At 67.6% G+C, this 18,308-nt stretch carries 20 protein-coding genes; 10 read left to right on the forward strand and 10 right to left on the reverse strand.

Features of this window, described 5'->3' with window-relative positions; genetic code table 11:
- Positions 1 to 205 precede the first annotated feature (205 nt).
- From NL126_RS10435 to hemB, 5 genes are all read right to left on the reverse strand, one after another.
- A complete protein-coding gene (locus tag NL126_RS10435) occupies positions 206 to 1,909 on the reverse strand; it encodes an ammonium transporter (protein WP_255194812.1) in 1,704 nt (567 codons plus the stop codon).
- 286 nt (positions 1,910 to 2,195) lie between these two features.
- Positions 2,196 to 2,621, reverse strand: a complete 426-nt coding sequence (locus tag NL126_RS10440) for an Lrp/AsnC family transcriptional regulator (RefSeq protein WP_255194813.1) — start codon at positions 2,619 to 2,621, stop codon at positions 2,196 to 2,198.
- Between the two features lie 2 nt (positions 2,622 to 2,623).
- Entirely contained in the window at positions 2,624 to 2,971 is a 348-nt protein-coding gene (gene glnK1, locus NL126_RS10445; RefSeq protein WP_255194814.1) for a nitrogen regulatory protein GlnK1, read from the reverse strand.
- Positions 2,968 to 4,350 carry an ammonium transporter gene (locus NL126_RS10450; RefSeq protein WP_255194815.1) on the reverse strand — a complete coding sequence of 461 codons (1,383 nt, stop codon included), beginning with the start codon at positions 4,348 to 4,350 and terminating at the stop codon, positions 2,968 to 2,970. Before NL126_RS10450 ends, glnK1 begins: the two co-directional genes overlap by 4 nt.
- Positions 4,351 to 4,775: 425 nt before the next feature.
- A complete protein-coding gene (gene hemB, locus NL126_RS10455; protein WP_255194816.1) occupies positions 4,776 to 5,756 on the reverse strand; it encodes a porphobilinogen synthase in 981 nt (326 codons plus the stop codon).
- 150 nt (positions 5,757 to 5,906) lie between these two features.
- Here hemB and NL126_RS10460 point away from each other — a divergent pair, with 150 nt between their 5' ends.
- The 4 genes from NL126_RS10460 to NL126_RS10475 all read left to right on the forward strand — a co-directional run bounded on the left by NL126_RS10460 (position 5,907) and on the right by NL126_RS10475 (position 8,145).
- Positions 5,907 to 6,398 carry a DedA family protein gene (locus NL126_RS10460; protein WP_255198833.1) on the forward strand — a complete coding sequence of 164 codons (492 nt, stop codon included), beginning with the start codon at positions 5,907 to 5,909 and terminating at the stop codon, positions 6,396 to 6,398.
- 72 nt (positions 6,399 to 6,470) lie between these two features.
- Complete coding sequence (locus NL126_RS10465) at positions 6,471 to 7,031, forward strand: GNAT family N-acetyltransferase (protein WP_255194817.1); 561 nt, start codon at positions 6,471 to 6,473, stop codon at positions 7,029 to 7,031.
- Positions 7,031 to 7,573, forward strand: a complete 543-nt coding sequence (locus tag NL126_RS10470) for a GNAT family N-acetyltransferase (protein ID WP_255194818.1) — start codon at positions 7,031 to 7,033, stop codon at positions 7,571 to 7,573. The genes NL126_RS10465 and NL126_RS10470 overlap by 1 nt, the downstream gene beginning before the upstream one ends.
- Positions 7,573 to 8,145 (forward strand): GNAT family N-acetyltransferase, encoded by a 573-nt coding sequence (locus NL126_RS10475; protein WP_255194819.1) that lies wholly within the window; start codon positions 7,573 to 7,575, stop codon positions 8,143 to 8,145. Before NL126_RS10470 ends, NL126_RS10475 begins: the two co-directional genes overlap by 1 nt.
- Positions 8,146 to 8,600: 455 nt before the next feature.
- On the opposite strand, the gene NL126_RS10480 is transcribed toward NL126_RS10475, so the two are convergent.
- Entirely contained in the window at positions 8,601 to 9,143 is a 543-nt protein-coding gene (locus NL126_RS10480) for a CDP-2,3-bis-(O-geranylgeranyl)-sn-glycerol synthase (protein ID WP_255194820.1), read from the reverse strand.
- Positions 9,144 to 9,231: 88 nt separating this feature from the next.
- On the opposite strand from NL126_RS10480, the gene NL126_RS10485 reads away from it, so the two are divergent.
- Positions 9,232 to 10,065, forward strand: coding sequence for a proline dehydrogenase family protein (locus NL126_RS10485; RefSeq protein WP_255194821.1), 834 nt, complete (start codon positions 9,232 to 9,234; stop codon positions 10,063 to 10,065).
- Here NL126_RS10485 and NL126_RS10490 read toward each other — a convergent pair whose 3' ends face one another.
- Positions 10,066 to 10,701: a DUF502 domain-containing protein gene (locus NL126_RS10490; protein ID WP_255194822.1), complete on the reverse strand. Its 636-nt coding sequence runs from the start codon at positions 10,699 to 10,701 to the stop codon at positions 10,066 to 10,068.
- Positions 10,702 to 10,820: 119 nt separating this feature from the next.
- Between NL126_RS10490 and hemL the strand changes: the two genes are divergently transcribed.
- Entirely contained in the window at positions 10,821 to 12,161 is a 1,341-nt protein-coding gene (gene hemL / locus NL126_RS10495; RefSeq protein ID WP_255194823.1) for a glutamate-1-semialdehyde 2,1-aminomutase, read from the forward strand.
- A 286-nt stretch (positions 12,162 to 12,447) separates the two neighbouring features.
- On the opposite strand, the gene NL126_RS10500 is transcribed toward hemL, so the two are convergent.
- Complete coding sequence (locus tag NL126_RS10500; RefSeq protein WP_255194824.1) at positions 12,448 to 12,705, reverse strand: glutathione S-transferase N-terminal domain-containing protein; 258 nt, start codon at positions 12,703 to 12,705, stop codon at positions 12,448 to 12,450.
- Positions 12,706 to 12,927: 222 nt separating this feature from the next.
- On the opposite strand from NL126_RS10500, the gene hemC reads away from it, so the two are divergent.
- Genes hemC through NL126_RS10515 form a run of 3 tightly spaced genes read left to right on the forward strand, consistent with a single transcriptional unit; the run spans position 12,928 to position 15,500 of the window.
- The gene (hemC, locus tag NL126_RS10505) at positions 12,928 to 13,992 is read left to right on the forward strand and encodes a hydroxymethylbilane synthase (protein ID WP_255194825.1); all 1,065 of its coding nucleotides are present in this window, start codon (positions 12,928 to 12,930) and stop codon (positions 13,990 to 13,992) included.
- Complete coding sequence (gene cobA, locus NL126_RS10510; protein WP_255194826.1) at positions 13,989 to 14,759, forward strand: uroporphyrinogen-III C-methyltransferase; 771 nt, start codon at positions 13,989 to 13,991, stop codon at positions 14,757 to 14,759. The genes hemC and cobA overlap by 4 nt, the downstream gene beginning before the upstream one ends.
- Before the next feature lie 15 nt (positions 14,760 to 14,774).
- Entirely contained in the window at positions 14,775 to 15,500 is a 726-nt protein-coding gene (locus NL126_RS10515) for a uroporphyrinogen-III synthase (RefSeq protein WP_255194827.1), read from the forward strand.
- A gap of 312 nt (positions 15,501 to 15,812) precedes the next feature.
- Here NL126_RS10515 and NL126_RS10520 read toward each other — a convergent pair whose 3' ends face one another.
- Both NL126_RS10520 and NL126_RS10525 read right to left on the reverse strand, forming a co-directional pair.
- A complete protein-coding gene (locus NL126_RS10520; RefSeq protein WP_255194828.1) occupies positions 15,813 to 16,529 on the reverse strand; it encodes a DUF5828 family protein in 717 nt (238 codons plus the stop codon).
- Positions 16,530 to 16,581: 52 nt separating this feature from the next.
- Positions 16,582 to 17,229 (reverse strand): response regulator, encoded by a 648-nt coding sequence (locus NL126_RS10525; protein WP_255194829.1) that lies wholly within the window; start codon positions 17,227 to 17,229, stop codon positions 16,582 to 16,584.
- Positions 17,230 to 17,324: 95 nt separating this feature from the next.
- Here NL126_RS10525 and upp point away from each other — a divergent pair, with 95 nt between their 5' ends.
- Positions 17,325 to 17,999, forward strand: coding sequence for a uracil phosphoribosyltransferase (upp, locus tag NL126_RS10530; RefSeq protein ID WP_255194830.1), 675 nt, complete (start codon positions 17,325 to 17,327; stop codon positions 17,997 to 17,999).
- Positions 18,000 to 18,308 lie beyond the last annotated feature (309 nt).

The raw sequence follows: 18,308 nt of genomic DNA on the forward strand, positions 1-18,308 counted from the left end.
ATGACGTCCGTCCAGAATTACCCACGGTATTACGGATATAAGGTCGTTCTTCGTGGCGAAACCCCGCGAATACTCGCCTGAATTCTGGACGCTCGTCAACCGCCGTTCGCGGGAGATCCGGGGGCGAACGCTCGCGCGCGGACTCGGGAGCGAGGGCTGTCGCTCGCGAGCGTGAGGTCGAACGAGAAGAGGCGGGGTGGCTAGTTCAGACCGCTTCGGGACCGGTCTTCCCCGTCCGAATCTGGTGTGCCTCCTCGACGGGGAGGATGAACACCTTCCCGTCGCCCGGTTCGCCCGTGGTTCCGGAGTCGCGGATGGCCTGTGCGACCTCCTCGGCCGGCACGTCGGCGACGACACACTCGATCTTCACCTTCTGGTGGAGGTCGACCGTGTACTCCTCGCCGCGCCACTGGCCCTTCTTCGCGGGCTGTGAGCCGCGTCCGGAGACGTTCGTGACGGTGAGCGAGGGCGCGCCGATTTCGGCGAGTCCACGCTTCACGTCGGAGAGCTTGTCCGGGCGGATGTACGCCATGACGAGCTTGATGCCGCCGTCGTTCGGGCGGCCGCCGTCGGTGCGGATGATGCCACCGTCGGCGGCGGTGTCGCGACCGCCGAACTCGGGGTAGGTGTCGACGCCGTGTTCCGAGACGTCGAGGCCCTCGCGCTCGTGGTCAGGCGAGACACGCGCCTCACCCATCGCCCGGAGCAGGCCGAAGACGGCGGCCGTGGCGGCGACCGTCCAGACGGTGATGAGGACAACGAGTGCGACCTGGCCGACGAGCGCGTCGGTGAAGAACGCGACGTCGAAGCCGCTCGCCCACGTCGGGACGGCGACGAACGGGTACAGCAGCGCGCCGAGCAGGCCCGCCGAGCCGTGAACCGGGAACACCGCACAGACGTCGTCGATCTTCAGCCGCTTCTCGACGAACTCGAAGACGATGGGGAGCTGGGCCCCGGCGATGAGGCCGACGGCGAGCGCACCCACCCACAGGATGTCGTCGGTGATCGAGGTGATACCGACGAGGCCGGCGAGCATCCCGTTGGCGACGTACAGCGTGTCGACCTTGCCGGTCTTCAGCATCGCCATTCCACCTGCCCCGATGGCCCCGGCGGCCATCCCGAGCGTCGTGGTCAGGGCGACGCGGCCGACGTAGTCGAACGCGCCGAGTGCGAGCACGCCCTCGGCGGCCTCGCCGGAACTGAATACGGACGCGGCGGTGCCGACGTTGAAGCCGTACCAGCCGAACGCGAGGATGAGCGTCCCCAGGACGGCGAAGGTCAGCGAGTGGCCGGGGATGACGTTGACGCTCCCGTCCTCGTTGTAACGGTCGAGCCGGGGGCCGATGATCCACGCCGCGGTGAGGCCGGCGACGCCGCCCATGCCGTGGACGATGACGCCGCCCGCGAAGTCGTGGAAGCCGATGACCGACAGGATGCCGCCGGCCCACGTGAACCCGACGACGACCGGGTAGATGACCGCCGCGAGCAGGATGGTGTACGTCACGTACGCGCGGAGCTTCGCGCGCCCCGCCACGGCGCCGGAGACGATGGTCGCCGCCGTCATGGCGAACACCGCGCCGAACAGCCAGCTGACCCAGCCGCCCGAGTCGGACGACCAGGTGGCGACGATGTCCGAGAGCGCGTACGAGCCGCCACTCGTCAGACCACCGACGACGGTCGAGACGCCTGCCCCCACGAGGAAGAACGCGATGACGCCGATACTCCACGTCAGCATGTTCTTCGTGAGCTGGTTCGCGACGTTCTTCGAGCGCACCTGCCCCGCCTCCAGCATGGCGAAGCCGGCGTGCATGAAGAAGATGAGGAAGGTGACGGTCAACACCCACAGCAGGTTGACCCCTTCCGCGAGCGTCGCGATGTCGACGCCCGACTGCAGGACGATACCGTTCATTCGCTATCACGTGGACGAGTGTCCACCTTCGAGACGATTTCTGCAATGATGTTGCGCTGCGTCACGGGAGAGCGTGACGTAACTCCTATACATAAGTATTTGCTTGAAAAACGTGCTTTTTCGCATTATATTAGGGACGGCCGTCCAAAATAGGGTACGATATTACGGATATAAGGTCGTTCTTCGTCAGGTAATTCGGCGAATGTTCGCCGCGAAGCTGTACGACCGTCCAGCGTGGAACGCCGAAACATTCGGGATTCGGTCGGTGCGCGCGTGGTGCGCGCGCCTACAGCAGGTCGCGCTGGTCCCCCTCGACGACCGTCCGGAGCGCGTCGTTCGCGCCGACGCGGTGGACGCGGTCGTCGGTCGCCAGCCGCGCGAGGAACGCCTCGCGGGCCGTGCCGGTGGTGAACCGACAGACGGCAAGCAGGTTCTCGCTCCCGGTCAGTTCGAACACCGAGAGCGCCCCGGCGTCGCGGAGCCACGCGGCGACCGCCGGGACGTCCGGGCGTGACACCGCCAGCCGGACCAGCACCGTCCGCGCGTCGAGCGCGTCGTGGTCGACGAGCGGTGCGTACCCCCTGATGCGGCCGTCGGCTTCGAGTGCATCCAGTCGCCTCCCGAGTGTCGCGGCGAGTGAGCGCCGCCCGACAGGCTCGTCGTGGCCCCCGACCGAGGAATCCGCTCCCCGCCCGTCGGGCCGTCCGGACACGCTCAGACGGCCTCGAGACCGGTCTTGCCGGTGCGGATCTGGTAGGCCGAGTCGACGGGGAGGATGAACACCTTCCCGTCGCCCGGCTCACCGGTCTTCGCCGCCTCGCAGATGGCCTCGGCGACGTCGCTCCCCTCGATGTCCGCGACGACGCACTCGACTTTCACCTTCTGGTGGAGGTCGACGGTGTACTCCTCGCCGCGGTACTGGCTCGTTTTCGCGGGCTGCGACCCACGACCGGAGACGTTCGTGACGGTGAGCGAGGGTGCGCCGACCTCGGCGAGCCCACGCTTCACGTCCGCTAGTTTGTCCGGGCGGATGTACGCGATGACCATCTCGATGTCGCTCATTCGGCGTCACCCCCCTCGGACGCGGTGTTGCCACCGTCGGTGCGAACTTCGTAGCCGCCGTCGGCGACCGCCGGGCGGTCGCTCCCGCTGTCGGCGGTGAACTCGGGGTAGGCGGACATGCCGTGTTCGCCCTGGTCGAGGCCGAGTTCCTCCTCCTCGGCGCTGACACGCAGGCCGATGGTCGCCTTGATGAGACCCATGACGAGCATCGTCGTCAGCACGGTCCACGTCCCGATGAGCAGGCCGCCGACGACCTGCATGATGAGCTGGTTCATCGAGAAGCCGGCCACGTCGAAGAACGGGATGAGCATCGTGCCGATGAACCCCGCGGAGCCGTGGACGGCGAACACGCCACAGACGTCGTCGATCTTCAGGTTGTCGACGACCCAGCGGTAGACGAGCGGCGTCTGGACGCCGCCGATGATGCCGATGACGAGCGCGCCGGGCCACGAGACGTGGATACACGCGCCCGTGATGGCGACGAGGCCCGCGAGCAGGCCGTTCGCGCCGAACAGCGGGTCCGGTTTGCCCTCCCAGATGGTCGTGACCGCCGTGGAGGCGACCATGCCGGCGCCCATCGCCAGCGTGGTGTTGAGCGCGACGCGGCCGAGCGCAGCGCCGTTGAACCCACCGTCACCGGTGAGGACGGTCGCCTGCGTGCCGACGTTGAAGCCGTACCAGCCGAAGGCGAGGATGAGCGTCCCGATGACCGCGAACAGGACGCTGTGCCCCGGAATCGGCTTGGCGTTGCCGTTTTCATCGAAGCGGCCCTTTCGCGCGCCGACCATGTACGCCGCCGTGAGGCCGGCGATACCGCCCATCGCGTGGACGACGGTCGCGCCGGCGAAGTCCTTGTAGCCGACGCCGAGCGCCTCACCGAGATAGCCGGTCGAGGAGAGCAGTCCCGTGCCGCCCCACGTCGACCCGGCGACGACCGGGTAGAGCACGGCGACGAGGGCGAACGCGTAGATGACGTACGACGAGAACTTGATGCGCTCGGCGACGGCCCCCGAGACGATGGTCGCCGCCGTCATGGCGAACACCGCACCGAACAGCCAGCCGATCCACGCGGTCGGGTCGTTGATGTACGCGAACGCCCCCGAGATGGAGAGTTCGACGCTCGGCGAACCGAGCATCCCCGCGATGGCGGAGACGCCCGCCCCGACGAGGAAGAACACCAGTACCCCCATCGACCAGTCGACCATGTTCTTCATCACGACGTTGCCCGCGTTCTTCGCGCGGACCTGTCCAGCCTCCAGCAGCGCGAAGCCCGGCTGCATGAAGAAGATGAGGAACGTCACGACCAGCACCCACACCGCGTTGATGCTGTCCGCGATGGCCGTGATGTCACCCTGTAGCGGCAGGAACTCCATCATCATTCGATACCTCCGAGCGATTCGAACCAAATGTCCACGTTTTCGCTTTCGTAATCCATATTCGTACTCTCGTGTGCAGTCGATGCTCACGGAGTTCCACTATATAATGCTTCGGTTGCATGTTTCAAAATTTCCTGCGTATATTACGAACAACGTCCAAAATACCACACGATATTACGGATATAAGGTCGTTCTTCGTCGGAAAACTGGCCGCTCGTCGGTCGGGGAACTGGACGGTCGTGAACCGGCGAACGAACCGAACGGTCGGAGGGTCCCGTGTGCGCGCGCCGTTCGTCTACTCTTTCGCGATTCGAGTCCGATATCGTCCAGTTGTTCGCACGTCTCCGTGACGCTGTAGAGCTGTGGGGCGGCGTCCCGTCAGAGACGACTCGCGATGTCCGCGAACTCGTTCGCGGGCCAGCGAACCGTCACAGACGGTTCGCTATGTCCTCGGCGAAGTAGGTGATGATGAGGTCGGCGCCCGCGCGCTTGATACTCAGGAGCGACTCGTACGCCACGGCTTCGAGGTCGAGCCACCCCTTCTCGGCGGCAGCGTGGAGCATCGCGTACTCCCCGGAGACGTTGTAGGCGGCGATCGGGCGGTCGGTGTTCGCGCGCACGTCGCTCACCACGTCGAGGTACGGGAGCGCCGGTTTCACCATCAGCACGTCCGCGCCCTGTTCGACGTCGAGCCGTACTTCGCGTTTCGCTTCGCGGCGATTGGCGGGGTCCATCTGGTAGTGGCGGCGGTCGCCGAACGCGGGGGCGCCGTCGGCGGCGTCGCGGAACGGCCCGTAGAACGCCGAGGCGTACTTCGCGGCGTACGCCATGATGGGAACGCCGTCGAAGCCCACCGTGTCGAGCCCCGCCCGGATGGCGCCGACCTGGCCGTCCATCATCCCCGAGGGCGCGATCATGTCCGCACCGGCCTCGGCCTGTGAGACGGCTGTCTTCGCGTACAGGTCCAGCGTCTCGTCGTTGCGCACGGTGAGGTGGGGGTCGTCGCTGGCGTCGGCCTCGAGAACCCCACAGTGGCCGTGGTCGGTGTACTCACAGAGACACAGGTCGGCGATGACGTAGGCGTCCGTCTCGGCTTTGATGCGCCGGGTCGCCCGCTGGACGACGCCGTCGTCGGCGTACGCCCGCGAGCCCTCGGGGTCCTTCGACGCGGGGATGCCGAACAGGATGACGGCCTCGACGCCGGTCTCCTGTATCTCGCGCACGCGCGAGACGGCCTCGTCGACGGGCACCCGCTCGTGGCCCGGCATCGACTCGATGGGCACCCGTTCGTTGGTCGTCGCGTCGACGAACACCGGGGCGATGAGGTCCGACGCCGACAGCGACGTTTCGCGCACCAGCTCACGGACGCCGTCGGTTCGGAGGCGTCGTGGTCGCTCGGTGAACTCCATAGGCGAGGTTGTGAGGGCAGGGCCTAAACCACATCGCTCAGCGGCGGTCAAAAGGGATTTACCGGCGTGCGGGATAGCGGGAGGTAGATGTTGGCGCCCCTGCAGAGCGGCTCCGTCCCCCCCATCGTCGAGAACGCGCTCCGCGAGGCGATGCCTGTCGTCCGGAACATCCTCGACTCGGAGTACGCCTTCCTCATCCTACTCGGCGTGTTCGTCCTCGAAGGGGCGATGCTGATGTACTTCATGCCGAGCGAGGGCATCGTCCCGGCGGCCATCATCCTCATCGGTGGCTCGGTGGCCGAGAACGCGCTCATCATCGGCATCGCCGTCGCCGGCGCGACGGTCGGGCAGTTCGCGCTGTTCTCGCTCGCCAAACGGGGCGGCCGCGAGTACCTCCTCGAGAAGCGGTGGTTCCGCATCTCCGAGGAGAAACTCGACCGGTTCGACGGCTGGTTCGACCGCTGGGGCCCGCTCGTCGTCCCCGTCTCGAACTCGCTGCTGTTCACCCGCGGGATGCTCACCGTCCCCGCCGGGTTCGCCGAGATGGACGACCGCGAGTTCGTCGTCCTCTCGGCGCTCGGGACGCTCTCGTTCGAACTCATCCTCGCGGCCATCACCCTCGGCGTGCTGGGGATGCTGTGAGCCACTTGTCACCACGTGAACGTTTCTCAGTTTCACGGAACCGATAAGGGCCCCCACGCGCTCGGTTCTGCCATGCCCGGTCCCGAATTCCTTCGTGGCGACGCGGTCTCCCTCCACCCCGTCGAGGAGGACGACCTCCCGTTCCTTCAGCGACATCGCAACGACCCTGCCATCCGGTCGGGGATGACGACCGCGACGCCACAGAACGGCTACGAGGCGGAGCAGGCACACGAACGCCACAGCGGTGACGACTCCGGCGTCGGCCTGCTCATCGTTCCGCGCGAGCAGAGTTCGGCGGACGACGCGGCGCCCGACCCCGTCGGCAACGTCGTCTGCTTCGGCATCGACGAGACGCACGGCACCGGCGAGCTCGCCTGCTGGATCACGCCCGACGAGCAGGGAAACGGCTACGGGAAGGCCGGCACCGAACGCATGCTCGACCACGTCTTCGACGACCGCCGGCTCCACAAGGTCGTCGCCCGCGCGCTCGTCGGCAACACCCCGTCGCGTGCCACGCTCGAGTCCATCGGCTTCGTCGAGGAGGGCGTCCAGCGCGACGAGAAGTACGTGAACGGCGAGTTCCGCGACGTCGTGCGCTACTCCATGCTCGCCCGTGAGTGGGGTGACGACTGATGCCGGGGCCCGCCTTCCGGCACGGCGCGTCGGTCGCACTCTGTCCCGTCGAGGAGGAGGACCTGGCGTTCTGCAAACGGCTCCGCAACGACCCCGACACCCGCTGGGAACAGTTCGCGGCCACGCCGACGAACGACCAGTCCATCGAGGAGTGGTTCGAGGAGCTGTCGAAGCCCGACACCGAGGCCGCATCCTTCCTCGTCGTCCCCGACGAGAGCGACGAGCCGGTCGGCTACGTCGAGCTCTCGGGGGTCGAACGCCCCGCCAGTCACGCGACGGTCGACTACTGCATCGCGCCGGACGAGCAGGGCAACGGCTACGCGGTCGCGGCGCTCGACCTGCTCGTCGACTACGCCATCGCGGAGCGTCGGCTCCACCGGGTGCGGACGACCGCGCTGGCCGACGACAGCGAGGCTCACGAGGCGCTCGAAGTCGTCGGCTTCGTCGAGGAGGAGACACGCCGCGAGGAGCGGTACGTCGACGGTGCGCACCGGGACGTGGTGAGCTACGCCGTCCTCGAACCCGAGTGGGGTGACGCCTGATGCCGGGGCCGCTGTTCCGGCAGACCGAGGACGGCGCGGTGTCGCTGCGGCCCCGCGAGCGCGAGGACAACGAGTTCTACCACCGGAACGTCAACGACCCCGACGTGCGGCGACTGCTGCGGAACACACAGCCGAAGAACCTGAAAGCCATCGACGACGAGTTCGAGAAGTACTCGGGCAACGACGGCGAGAACGAGGGGTACGGCTTCGTCATCTGCGCGGAGCAGATGAACGACGAGCCCACGCCCGTCGGCTCCATCGGCATCTGGAACGTCGACCACGTCAACGCCAGCGCGTGGATGGGGGCGTGGATCGACCCCGAGTTCCACGGCGAGGAGTTCGCACCCCGGGGCGCGGCGCTGGTCGTCGAGTTCGGGTTCGCCGAGTTGAACCTCAACCGCGTCCAGACCGCGGTGTTCGAGCCGAACCGGCCCTCCCAGCGCGTGATGGAGAAGCTCGGCTTCGAGCGCGAGGGCGTCCAGCGACAGGCACAGCACATCGACGGCGAGTTCTACGACAGCTACCTCTACGGGATGCTCCGCGAGGAGTGGGACGGCGAGGAGTGGCTGTAGGGGCTGACAGGCGGCCCGCGAACTGACGCGAGCAGGTGGGCCGCACACCCTCCAAGTTCTGCCCGCGACGACGCCTACGTCACGCGGGGTGTGGTCGCGTTCTGGTATTTAAATCTGAGGCGCGCGCTGGTCGCGCTTTCTTGCGCGACCAGCGAGGGACCGGAGGCCCCTCGGGCCGCTCGCGCGGCGCAACTGCGCGAGGACAGCGGCGCGCGAGGGACGACTGAGCGAGCGGCGCGAGCGAAGGAGTCGGTTGGGGAGGTGTGTGGCTATGGGAGCATCCGCGAGCGACCGAAGGGAGTGAGCGGTTCACGGCGCGGCCCCGCCGCGCCCTATTTTTCCGCAAGTTTTTGCCCGTCATCAGACCGCTCCGCGGTCTGATGGCCCGTCGGATTCCAGCGGAATCCGACGACGGGGGGTCGAGCGCAGCGAGACCCCCGCAGAAAAAGTGCGTTCTAGTAGGGCTCTTCCTTCAGCCCGAGCACGTACGCGCCGGCGTTCGTCGTGAGGTGCAGAAGCGGCGTCGCCACGAGCACCACGACCACCCGCGGGAGGGTGAACACCTCGAAGACCCACGCCGGTGCGACGAGCGTCGCGAGCAGCAGGGCGACGACGACGAAGTCGAGCTGGTCGAGCACCGGGAACGCCGCGCCCCGTTTGCGCCCCGTTCGGCGCTTGAGGAACGACGCGAGGATGTCACCGAGCATCGCGCCGAAGGCGAGCGCCACCGCGACCGCGAGCGGGAACACCGGGAGGCCGAAGCCGACGAGCGCGACGAGCGTCGGCTGGACGGCGTTGAGTGCGAGCGCGAGCGCGACGCCGACGACCGTGCCGATGGCGGTACCCCGCCACGTCTTCCCGTCGCCGAGCAGTCGTCGCCCACGCCACGTCCGGCCGCCGTCGATAGGGGCGCCACCGCCCAGGAGCACGGCGGCGTTGTTCGGGACGTACGCCGGGAGCATCGCCCACAGCGCGACCACGACCGTCTCGACGACCATACGTGCTCCTCGCACCCTGTGATAAAAACGGACGGGATTCCGCCCGGATGCGAAAAGCATCATAAGCCGCCCAGCGGTAGTTGCGTGCATGATTCCCCCCATCGCGAACAACTTCGTCGCCGGCGAGGACGCGCCGGCGGCGCTCAACCACGCGCGTGCACTCAACGCGGACGGGGTCGGGGCCATCCTCAACCTCCTCGGCGAGCACTACGACGAGCGGACGGAAGCAGTCGCCGACGCTGCCGCCTACTGTGGGCTCGTCGACGACATCGCGGGGACCGACCTCGACGCCTGTATCTCGGTCAAACCGAGTCAGATCGGCCTCGACGTGAGCGAATCGGTGTACCGCGAGAACCTCGCGGACATCGTCGACCGTGCGCGCGAGCGTGACGTGTTCGTCTGGATGGACATGGAGGGCCACACGACGACCGACACGACGCTCGATGCCTTCGAGGCCGAGGTGACCGACTATCCGAAGATGGGGCTGTGTGTCCAGTCGAACCTCAAGCGTACCCGCGAGGACCTCGAACGGCTGGTCGACCTCCCGGGGACGGTGCGACTGGTGAAGGGGGCGTACACCCCACCGAAGGAGCTCGCCTACCGCGAGAAGAGCGAGGTGAACCGGCGGTATCGGGCCGACCTCGAGTACCTGTTCGAACACGCCGACCACGTCGCCGTCGGGAGCCACGACCCGGAGATGATCTCGCACGCGCTCGACCTCCACGACGGGTTCGGCACCGACTTCGAGATTCAGATGCTGATGGGCGTCCGCGAGACGGCGCAGTTCGCGCTCGCCGACGCCGGCTACGAGGTGAACCAGTACGTTCCCTACGGTGGCAAGTGGCTCCAGTACTTCTACCGGCGCGTGCGCGAGCGCAAGGAGAACGCCCTGTTCGCGCTGCGGGCGGTGGTGGGGAACTGATCAGTCGTCGTCGTCGGTCGCGACGACGCTGTCGCCCTCCTCGGTGATGTTGATGGGAATCGACTGGTCGCGCGACTCGCCGAACCCCGCCGAGAGGATACGGGTGAGCGCGTCCTCGACGGTCTCGTCGGTCTTCTCGTAGTTGCCGGGATCGACCTCGATGACGAATCCGGTGGTGATGTTCGGAGCCGTGGGAAGAAACAGCACGTCGCGGCCGTCTTTCGTCGACTTCCCGGTTTTGAACGCGGTCATGCGCATCCCGTTCCAGGTTTCGAGTTTGACGGGCGCTTGGAGGTCTTCGGTTCCAGAAAGCGCGGTTTCAGCCGCCATCTTGGAGGCGTTGTAAACGATACGGAGGCCGGGAAGGTGGTTGAACAGGTCGTCGAGCGTCCGTTCGACGATGTCACCGACGGTCGTCCGCATCAGGTAGCCCACCGACAGCACGAGGAGGACGAAGATGACCATCGTCACGAGGACGATGACGGGCTGTGGGGTGTCCTGTGGGAACACCTGCGCGAGGACGCCGATGCTCAGGATAGCCGTGTAGACGTACGCGACGACGAACGCGACGACCAGAATCGGACCGAGGACTATGAGCCCGCTGGCGAAGTCACGTTTCCACGAGGACGGCAGCATCTATCCGAATATTACCCTCGCGCGTTATCAGCCCTTCGGGGTGCAACGCCGGTAGCGGCCACACGGCCGGTCACCCGAAACAAGAAAGGACTAACCCGGCGCCGGTCGAACCGCCGCCCATGACTCACGAGCGTACGCGCGAGCTCTACGACCGCGCGCTGTCGGTCCTCCCGGGCGGGGTCAACAGCGCGGTCCGCGCCGCGCCGCAACCCTACCCGCTGTTCGTCGAGAAGGGCATCGGCGGCCACGTCGTCGACGCCGATGGCACCCGCTACGTCGACTGGATACAGGGGCTCGGCCCCCTGCTGCTGGGCCACGACCTGCCCGAGTCCGTGACGGCGGCCATCCAGCGACGGACGGCGGAGGGCCCGCTGTTCGGGATGCCGACCGAACTCGAGGTCGACCACGCCGAGTTCGTCGCCCGGCACGTGCCGAGCGTCGAGATGCTCCGGTTCGTCAACAGCGGTACCGAGGCCACGGTCTCGGCCGTCCGCCTCGCACGCGCGGTGACGGGACGCAACAAGGTGGTCGTGATGCAGGGCGGCTACCACGGTGCCCAGGAGTCGACGCTCGTCGAGGGCGACGCCGACCATCCGAAGCCATCGACGAACGGCATCCCGCAGTCGTTCGCGAAACACACGCTCCCGGTGCCGTTCAACGACGCAGAGGCCGCGAAACACGTCTTCGAGGAGCACGGCGACGACATCGCCTGCGTACTCGTCGAGCCGGTGCAGGCGAACGCGGGCATCGCCTACCCGGTCGACGGCTACCACGAGACGGTGCGGGAACTCTGTGACGACCACGGGTCGCTGCTGGTGTGGGACGAGGTCATCACCGGGTTTCGGGTGGGTGGCCTCCAGTGTGCGCAAGGGAAGTTCGGCATCGACCCCGACCTCACGACGTTCGGCAAGATCATCGGCGGTGGGTTTCCCGTCGGCGCTATCGGCGGGAAGACCGAGTACGTCGAGCAGTTCACGCCCTCGGGCGACACCTTCCAGGCCGGAACCTTCTCGGGCCACCCGGTGACCATGGCCGCCGGGCTGGAGACCCTGCAGTTCGCCGCCGAGAACGACGTGTACGAGCACGTCAACGACCTCGGCCGACAGCTCCGCGAGGGGCTCTGCGACATCGTCGCCGACCAGGCGCCCGGCTACACCGTCGTCGGCACCGACTCCATCTTCAAGCTGATGTTCACTCGGGCGGACAGCCCGCCGCAGGGCGACTCGTGTTCGAACGGCTGTCGGCAGGACGCCTCGTGTGCGCGGTTCGACGAGTGTCCCAAGCGGGGGACGGACGTCGGGCGGATGGAGACCGACCGCTACGCGCGGCTGTTCCGGCCGGCGATGCGCGAGCAGGGGATTCTCGTCTCACAGAACCAGTACGAGGCGAACTTCGTCTCGTACGGCCACACCAAAGACGACGTGGAGCGGACGCTCGAGGCGTATCGCGACTGTCTCTGATACGGACTACTGTCCGTCAGTTCCAAATCGACCGCCGTCGTGCAGTCCTACTGGTACACAGGGACAGCAGTCCGTATGAAAGGCACCGTCGTGGGTCCCCCGATAGGGGCCACCGATTTCGGTGCGCGCTGCGAACGGCGCCATAAAGGCGTTGAGGAGGGTCCTGCCGACTGAACTGTCGGCGTGTGACCCTCACGAGTCCCGCTCGCACTAGCACCCACTACTGCGGAGAAATAAGACTTGCGCCGGCGGTTCGCGCCGATGCTGAGTAGGTCCTGACTACTGGTTAGGCGCTCGCTTCCTGCCCGTACGTCGTCTCGAGGTACTCGACGATGTCGTCGCTCTCGGGCATCCCCTCGATGCCGTGGTCGGTGTCCACGAGCACCGGAACGCCGGTCTGCCCGCTCACGTCCTTGACTTCGGTCCGCTCGCTGTGCGCGCGTGGCACCATGTGCGACTCGTACTCCAGCCCGAGCTCGTCGAGCTTCTGTTTCACCTTCGCACAGTACGGACAGCCCTCCAGCTCGTACAGTTCCAGCGTCATCGCCCGACGCTACGCACTCCTGCCTGAAAGGGCTACCGAGGGGATGCGTCCCCGTCGCGCAGCCGCGAGCGGGTGAACGGCCCGCAGACGGACGCGACGAGCGGTTCTACGGGCGACTGCGCAGCGCGGGTCGAAACTCCCCGAACCGATTTCCTATCGTGGCATCTGGTTTATGCAACCCGACCCGAAGGGGGTTTCACGGTGGGCCCCCCAGGGCGACACATGACCGAAATTCGGCTCGCGACACGCGGGTCACACCTCGCGATGCGGCAGGCTGCGGCCGTCCAGGAGGCGCTCTCGACTCGCCGCCGCAGCGTCGACCTGGTCGAGGTGTCGACCGAGGGCGACCGCGTGCGCGACGAACTCATCCACCGGCTCGGCAAGACCGGCGCGTTCGTCCGTGCGCTCGACGAGCGGGTTCTGGAGGGGGACTGCCACGGTGCCGTCCACTCCATGAAGGACATGCCCACTGAGTTCCCCGACGGCCTCGTCGTCGCCGGTGTCCCCGAGCGCGCCGCACCGGGCGACGTACTCGTGACGCCCGACGGCGCGACGCTCGACGAACTGCCCGACGGCGCCGTCGTCGGCACCGGCAGCCTCCGCCGCCGGGCGCAACTCCTCGCGGCTCGACCGGACCTCGACATCGAGCCCATCCGGGGGAACGTCGACACCCGCGTCGAGAAGCTGCTCGCCCCCTCGCTCCAGCGTGAGCACGAGCGCCGTGTCGACGCCGAGGAGTCGGGTGACGCCAGCTACCAGGAGACCGTCGAGCCGTGGTTTGAGGACCTCAGCGAGATCGAGCGCACGGCACTCGAACGCGAGGTCGACACCGAGTTCGACGCGCTCGTGCTCGCGGAGGCGGGTCTCGACCGCGCGGGCCTGCTCCACCACCTCGAGTATCAGCGGCTCGACGCCACCGAGTTCGTCCCCGCGCCCGGACAGGGCGCCATCGCCGTCACCGCCGTCGACGGCGAGGACGCCGACCACATAAACCACATCGACCACTCGCGGACGCGCGTGGAGACGACCGTCGAGCGGACGGTCCTCGCCGAGCTCAACGGGGGGTGTGTCGCCCCCATCGGCGTCCACGCGACGCTCCGCGGCTCGTACGTTCACACCGTCGCCCGCGTGCTGAACCGCGACGGCACCGAGGAAGTCAAAGAGACGCGCGACCTGCCGGTCGAACGGCACCCCTCGGCGGCCCGGAAGTTCGCCGCCGACCTCGCCGACCGGGGCGCCGCCGACCTCGTCGCCGAGGCGAAACGCGAGGCTGGCGTCGACGAATGAGCGGGAAAGTCTACCTCGTGGGCTCAGGGCCAGGCGATCCCGAGCTGCTGACGGTGAAGGCGAAGCGGCTCATCGAGACGGCGGACGTCGTCCTCCACGACAAGCTCCCCGGGCCGTCGCTCGACCTCGTCGACGACGAGAAGGCCGAGGACGTGGGCAAGCGCGCCGGTGGCGAGTGGACGCCACAGGAGTACACGAACAAGCGGCTCGTCGAACTCGCCGAGGCCGGCAAGACCATCGTCCGGCTCAAGGGCGGCGACCCGTTCGTCTTCGGGCGGGGTGGCGAGGAGATGGAACACCTCGCCGCCAACGAGATCGAGTTCGAGTACGTCCCTGGCGTGACGGCCGGCGTCGCCGGGGCGGGCGTCGCGGGCATCCCGGTGACGCACCGCGCCCACAACTCCTCGGTGTCGTTCGTCACCGGACACGAGGACCCCACCAAGGAAGAGTCGGCGGTGAACTGGCAGGCGCTCGCCGCAACTGGGGGAACCATCGTCGTCTACATGGGCGTCGGCAAGCTCCCCGACTACACGCAGGTGCTCGCCGACGCCGGCATGGACCCCGAGACGCCCGTCGCGCTCGTCGAGCGGGCGACGTGGCCCGGCCAGCGCGTCGCGACGGGGACGCTCGATACCATCGTCGACGTGCGCGACGAGGTGGGCATCGAGCCGCCCGCGATAACGGTCATCGGGCCAGTTGCGGCCACGAGAGACCGCGTGAAGGCGTTTCTCCGGAACGACTACGAATCGTCCCACTCGCGTGAATAAACGGTATACGACGATATGAAAATGATCGCAATCGCCGCGTTCCGTCCCGACGACGAACGGCTCGCAGCCGCGGTCGAGCTGCTCGAATCGCTGGGCGTCGAGCCCGTCGCCGACCCGATGCTTCAGGTGGCGCCCACCGGCGTCAAACCTCGCGAGGACGCCGACTACGCCATCCTCACGTCGAAGACCGGCGTCGAACTCGCCGCGGACGCCGGCTGGATTCCCACGGGCGAACTCTGTGCCATCGGTGACTCGACGGCGGGCCAGCTCCGCGAGCACGGCTACGAGGTGGACGTCGTTCCCGAGACGTTCTCCTCGGCGGGACTGGTCGACCGGCTGGAAGCCGAGGTCGAAGGGGCCCGCGTCGAGGTGGCACGTTCGGACCACGGGAGCGACGTGTTGCTCGACGGGCTGAACGCCGCCGGGGCGTACGTCCACGAGACCGTCCTCTACCGGCTGACCCGGCCGCCAGCGAGCGGCGAGTCGGCCGAACTCGCCGCGAGCAACGAACTCGACGGAGCCCTGTTCACCTCCTCGCTCACCGTCGAGAACTTCCTCGACGCGGCCGAGGAACGGGGCGTCCGGGAGGCAGCCGTCGCGGGGCTGAACGACGCCGTCGTCGGCTGTATCGGTGTGCCCACGTCGGAGACGGCCGAAGCGAGGGGCATCGAGGTCGACGTCGTGCCCGACGAGGCCGACTTCGAGGCGCTCGCGCGAGCCGTCGTCGCGCGGCTGGAGTAACAGCGATATCGAGCGCTCGGTGGCGGGGTGTCGGGAGGGGCGACGTTACCGGTTCTCGACGACGGTGCCGCCCGCCCCGACCGCGACCTCGACGTCGCCGTCGAGGACGGCCTTCAGGTTGTCACCGACGGGCGTCGACTCCTCCGTCCAGCCCGCGCGTCGCGGCGGAACACCGCGCCGCCACCACCGACGGTGAGGCCGGGGGTGCCCTCGACCTCGACGTCGCGGAGGCCGGTGTCGCCGGTGTCCTCGCGTCGCCACTGGCTGCCGTTCCAGTTGTAAGAACAAGTGCCTTGGTGTCCGCCCCGGCCGTCAGTTCGAGGTGGGCCGTGATTCGCCGTTCGTCAGCCCGTTCTCCCCCTCTTCCTGTTCGTCGGGCACTTCCACGCCCTCCACGGCCTCGACGACGTCGACGTCCTTCTCCGTGTCGACGTGCCAGCGGTCGACGCTCTGCTCGTAGTCCGCGAGCTTGTTCGAGACGTGAATCTTCAGGTCGTCGTCGTTGACGTTCACCTCGAGCGCGTAGTCGTCGGTGCCGAGCCGCTGGACGTTCGCGCTGACGAGAGCGTTGTCGAAGTAGTACGGCGCGATCTGCGTCATGACGTTCTTGTAGACCGCCCCCTCGACCTTGCGGAGCGCCTTGCGACCCGCGGAGTCGGCCGCCCGTGCGAGGTAGTTCACCGACCGGCGGGCGTCCTCGACGGCGGTCTCCGGGTCGTCGAGCCGCTCGTAGGACTTCGCGAGCTTGTCGCCCGCGTTCTTCAGGTCCTCGTCGGGGTCGACGCCTTCGCGTTCGCCCTCACCTTCGGCGACGCTAGCCTGGTCGGCGGTCTTCTCGTTGACGTCCTCGTCGAGCCGCTCGTGCTGTTTGGGTCGCCACTCGTTCCACTCGTCGAGCGCCGTCTCGGAGACGGTCACGACGTCGCGCTCGCGATGCACGTCGCGAAACGCGCGCGTGAGTCGCTCCCCATGTTCGACTACGTCGCCCCACGATCCCCGTTCGCTGAACCCCGAAACGCTCTCCTCCATTGCGTGTCACCCCGTACGAGAGGTCCAGATATACGCCTTGTGTGTGGACATCTCAGTCCCCCTCCCGCTCGCGGAACGTCGCAGCCCGCTCGGGGAGGCTGTCGACGGTGGCCTCGAGCGCTTCGAGCGCGTCGCCGAGCCGCTCGGCGTGCTCGCCGCTGTCGTCGAGCAGGTCGAGATGGCCGTACGCCACCGACAGCTCCCCACGGAGCTCGTGGACAACCTCGTCGGCGAACGCTTCGACGCGGTCGGGCGCCTCGTCGCCGTCGTCGCCCGCGTCGGCCGTCGACGGTCGCTTCGCGACGCTCGTCAGGATGCGCTCGGCCAGCTTCGTCAGCTGGCCCGCGTCCCCCTTCTCGATGACCGCCGTGACGCCAGCCTCACGGGCCTCCTCCGCGACCTGCTCGTCGACGCGCCCCGAGTACAGCAGGAACGGGTGGTCGGGGTCCCGGTCGCGTATCGCCGGGAGGAGGTCGAGCCCGGAGCCCTGCGGGAAGCGGTAGTCCGCGACCACCGCGTCGAACGTCGTCTCGGCGAGCGTCTCGGTGGCGTCCTTGAGACTCCACGCGAGCGACACCTCGAACCGGGGGTCGTGTCGCTCGAGCCACTCGCGGACCAGCGGTCCGGTCTGCTGGTTGTCTTCGACGTACAACACTCGAACCGTCTCGCCGGGGTCCGCTGTCGAACGCTGCTCGGTCATTGGCGCGCGTTCCGACCGGACGGTGTTAAGTCCGTCCCCGGTATCAGCCGTCGTGTCGTCAGGGTTTAAGTCGGCGGAAGTTCCGACTTCGAACTATGACCATCGAGGACCGGGACGACGCCTACGTGGTGGGCCACGCCCTCGCGAAGCACACGCTCTCGCACCTCCGTTCGACGTCGACCGAACAGGTGAGCTTCCGCAAGGGGCTCGTGAAGCTCGGCCGCATCTGTGGCTACGAGATCATCGACGGGCTGATGGAGACCGAGTTCGTCTCCATCACGACGCCGCTTGCGGAGACCACCGGCGAGCGCGTGAAGGGGCTCGACGACGTCGTCATCATCAACGTACTGCGCGCGGCGACGCCGTTCGTCGAGGGACTGTTGAAGGCGTTCCCCCGCGCGAAACAGGGCGTCATCTCTGCGGGCCGCGACGAGTCGGCAGGGATGAACGAGGAGGGAGAGTTCCCCATCACCATCGACTACGTGAAGCTCCCCGAGATCAAGGACGACGACACCGTCATCGTCGCCGACCCGATGCTCGCCACCGGGAGCACGATGGTCGCCGTCCTCGAGGAGATTCTGGAGAACGGCTCCCCGGAGCGCCTGCTCGTCCTGTCGGCGGTCGCCGCCCCGCCGGGGCTCGTCCGCGTGAGCGAGGCGTACCCCGAAGTCGACATCCTGACGGTCGCCATCGACGAGCGGCTCGACGACGACGGCTTCATCGTCCCCGGGCTCGGCGACGCGGGCGACCGCGCGTTCCGCACGACCTGAGCCCGGCACCGAACCGGGTGTTTCAAGAGGGGTGGTCGGGTAGACGGAACTCCCCACTGTCACGTCGTGCATGTCCCGACGCTCCGCGTGAACCCCCTGTCTTCACCTGGAAATACGCCCGACAGCGTCCCGAAACGACCTCCACCGGAATTTTTGCACGACGGGCGTCAGACACGCTTCCCTCTGGTGGTTTCACGGCTCGCATCCCAGGACTCGACGGGACCGCTCACACGAACGTTCGACCGACCGACAGCAATCGGCCCCTGTCCCGACACGCGTCCCCTGTTCAACGTCACTACCGGCCGATAA

The sequence above is a fragment of the Halorarius litoreus genome, assembly GCF_024362405.1.
In the GTDB taxonomy this organism is placed as follows: Archaea; Halobacteriota; Halobacteria; order Halobacteriales; family Haloarculaceae; genus Halorarius; species Halorarius litoreus.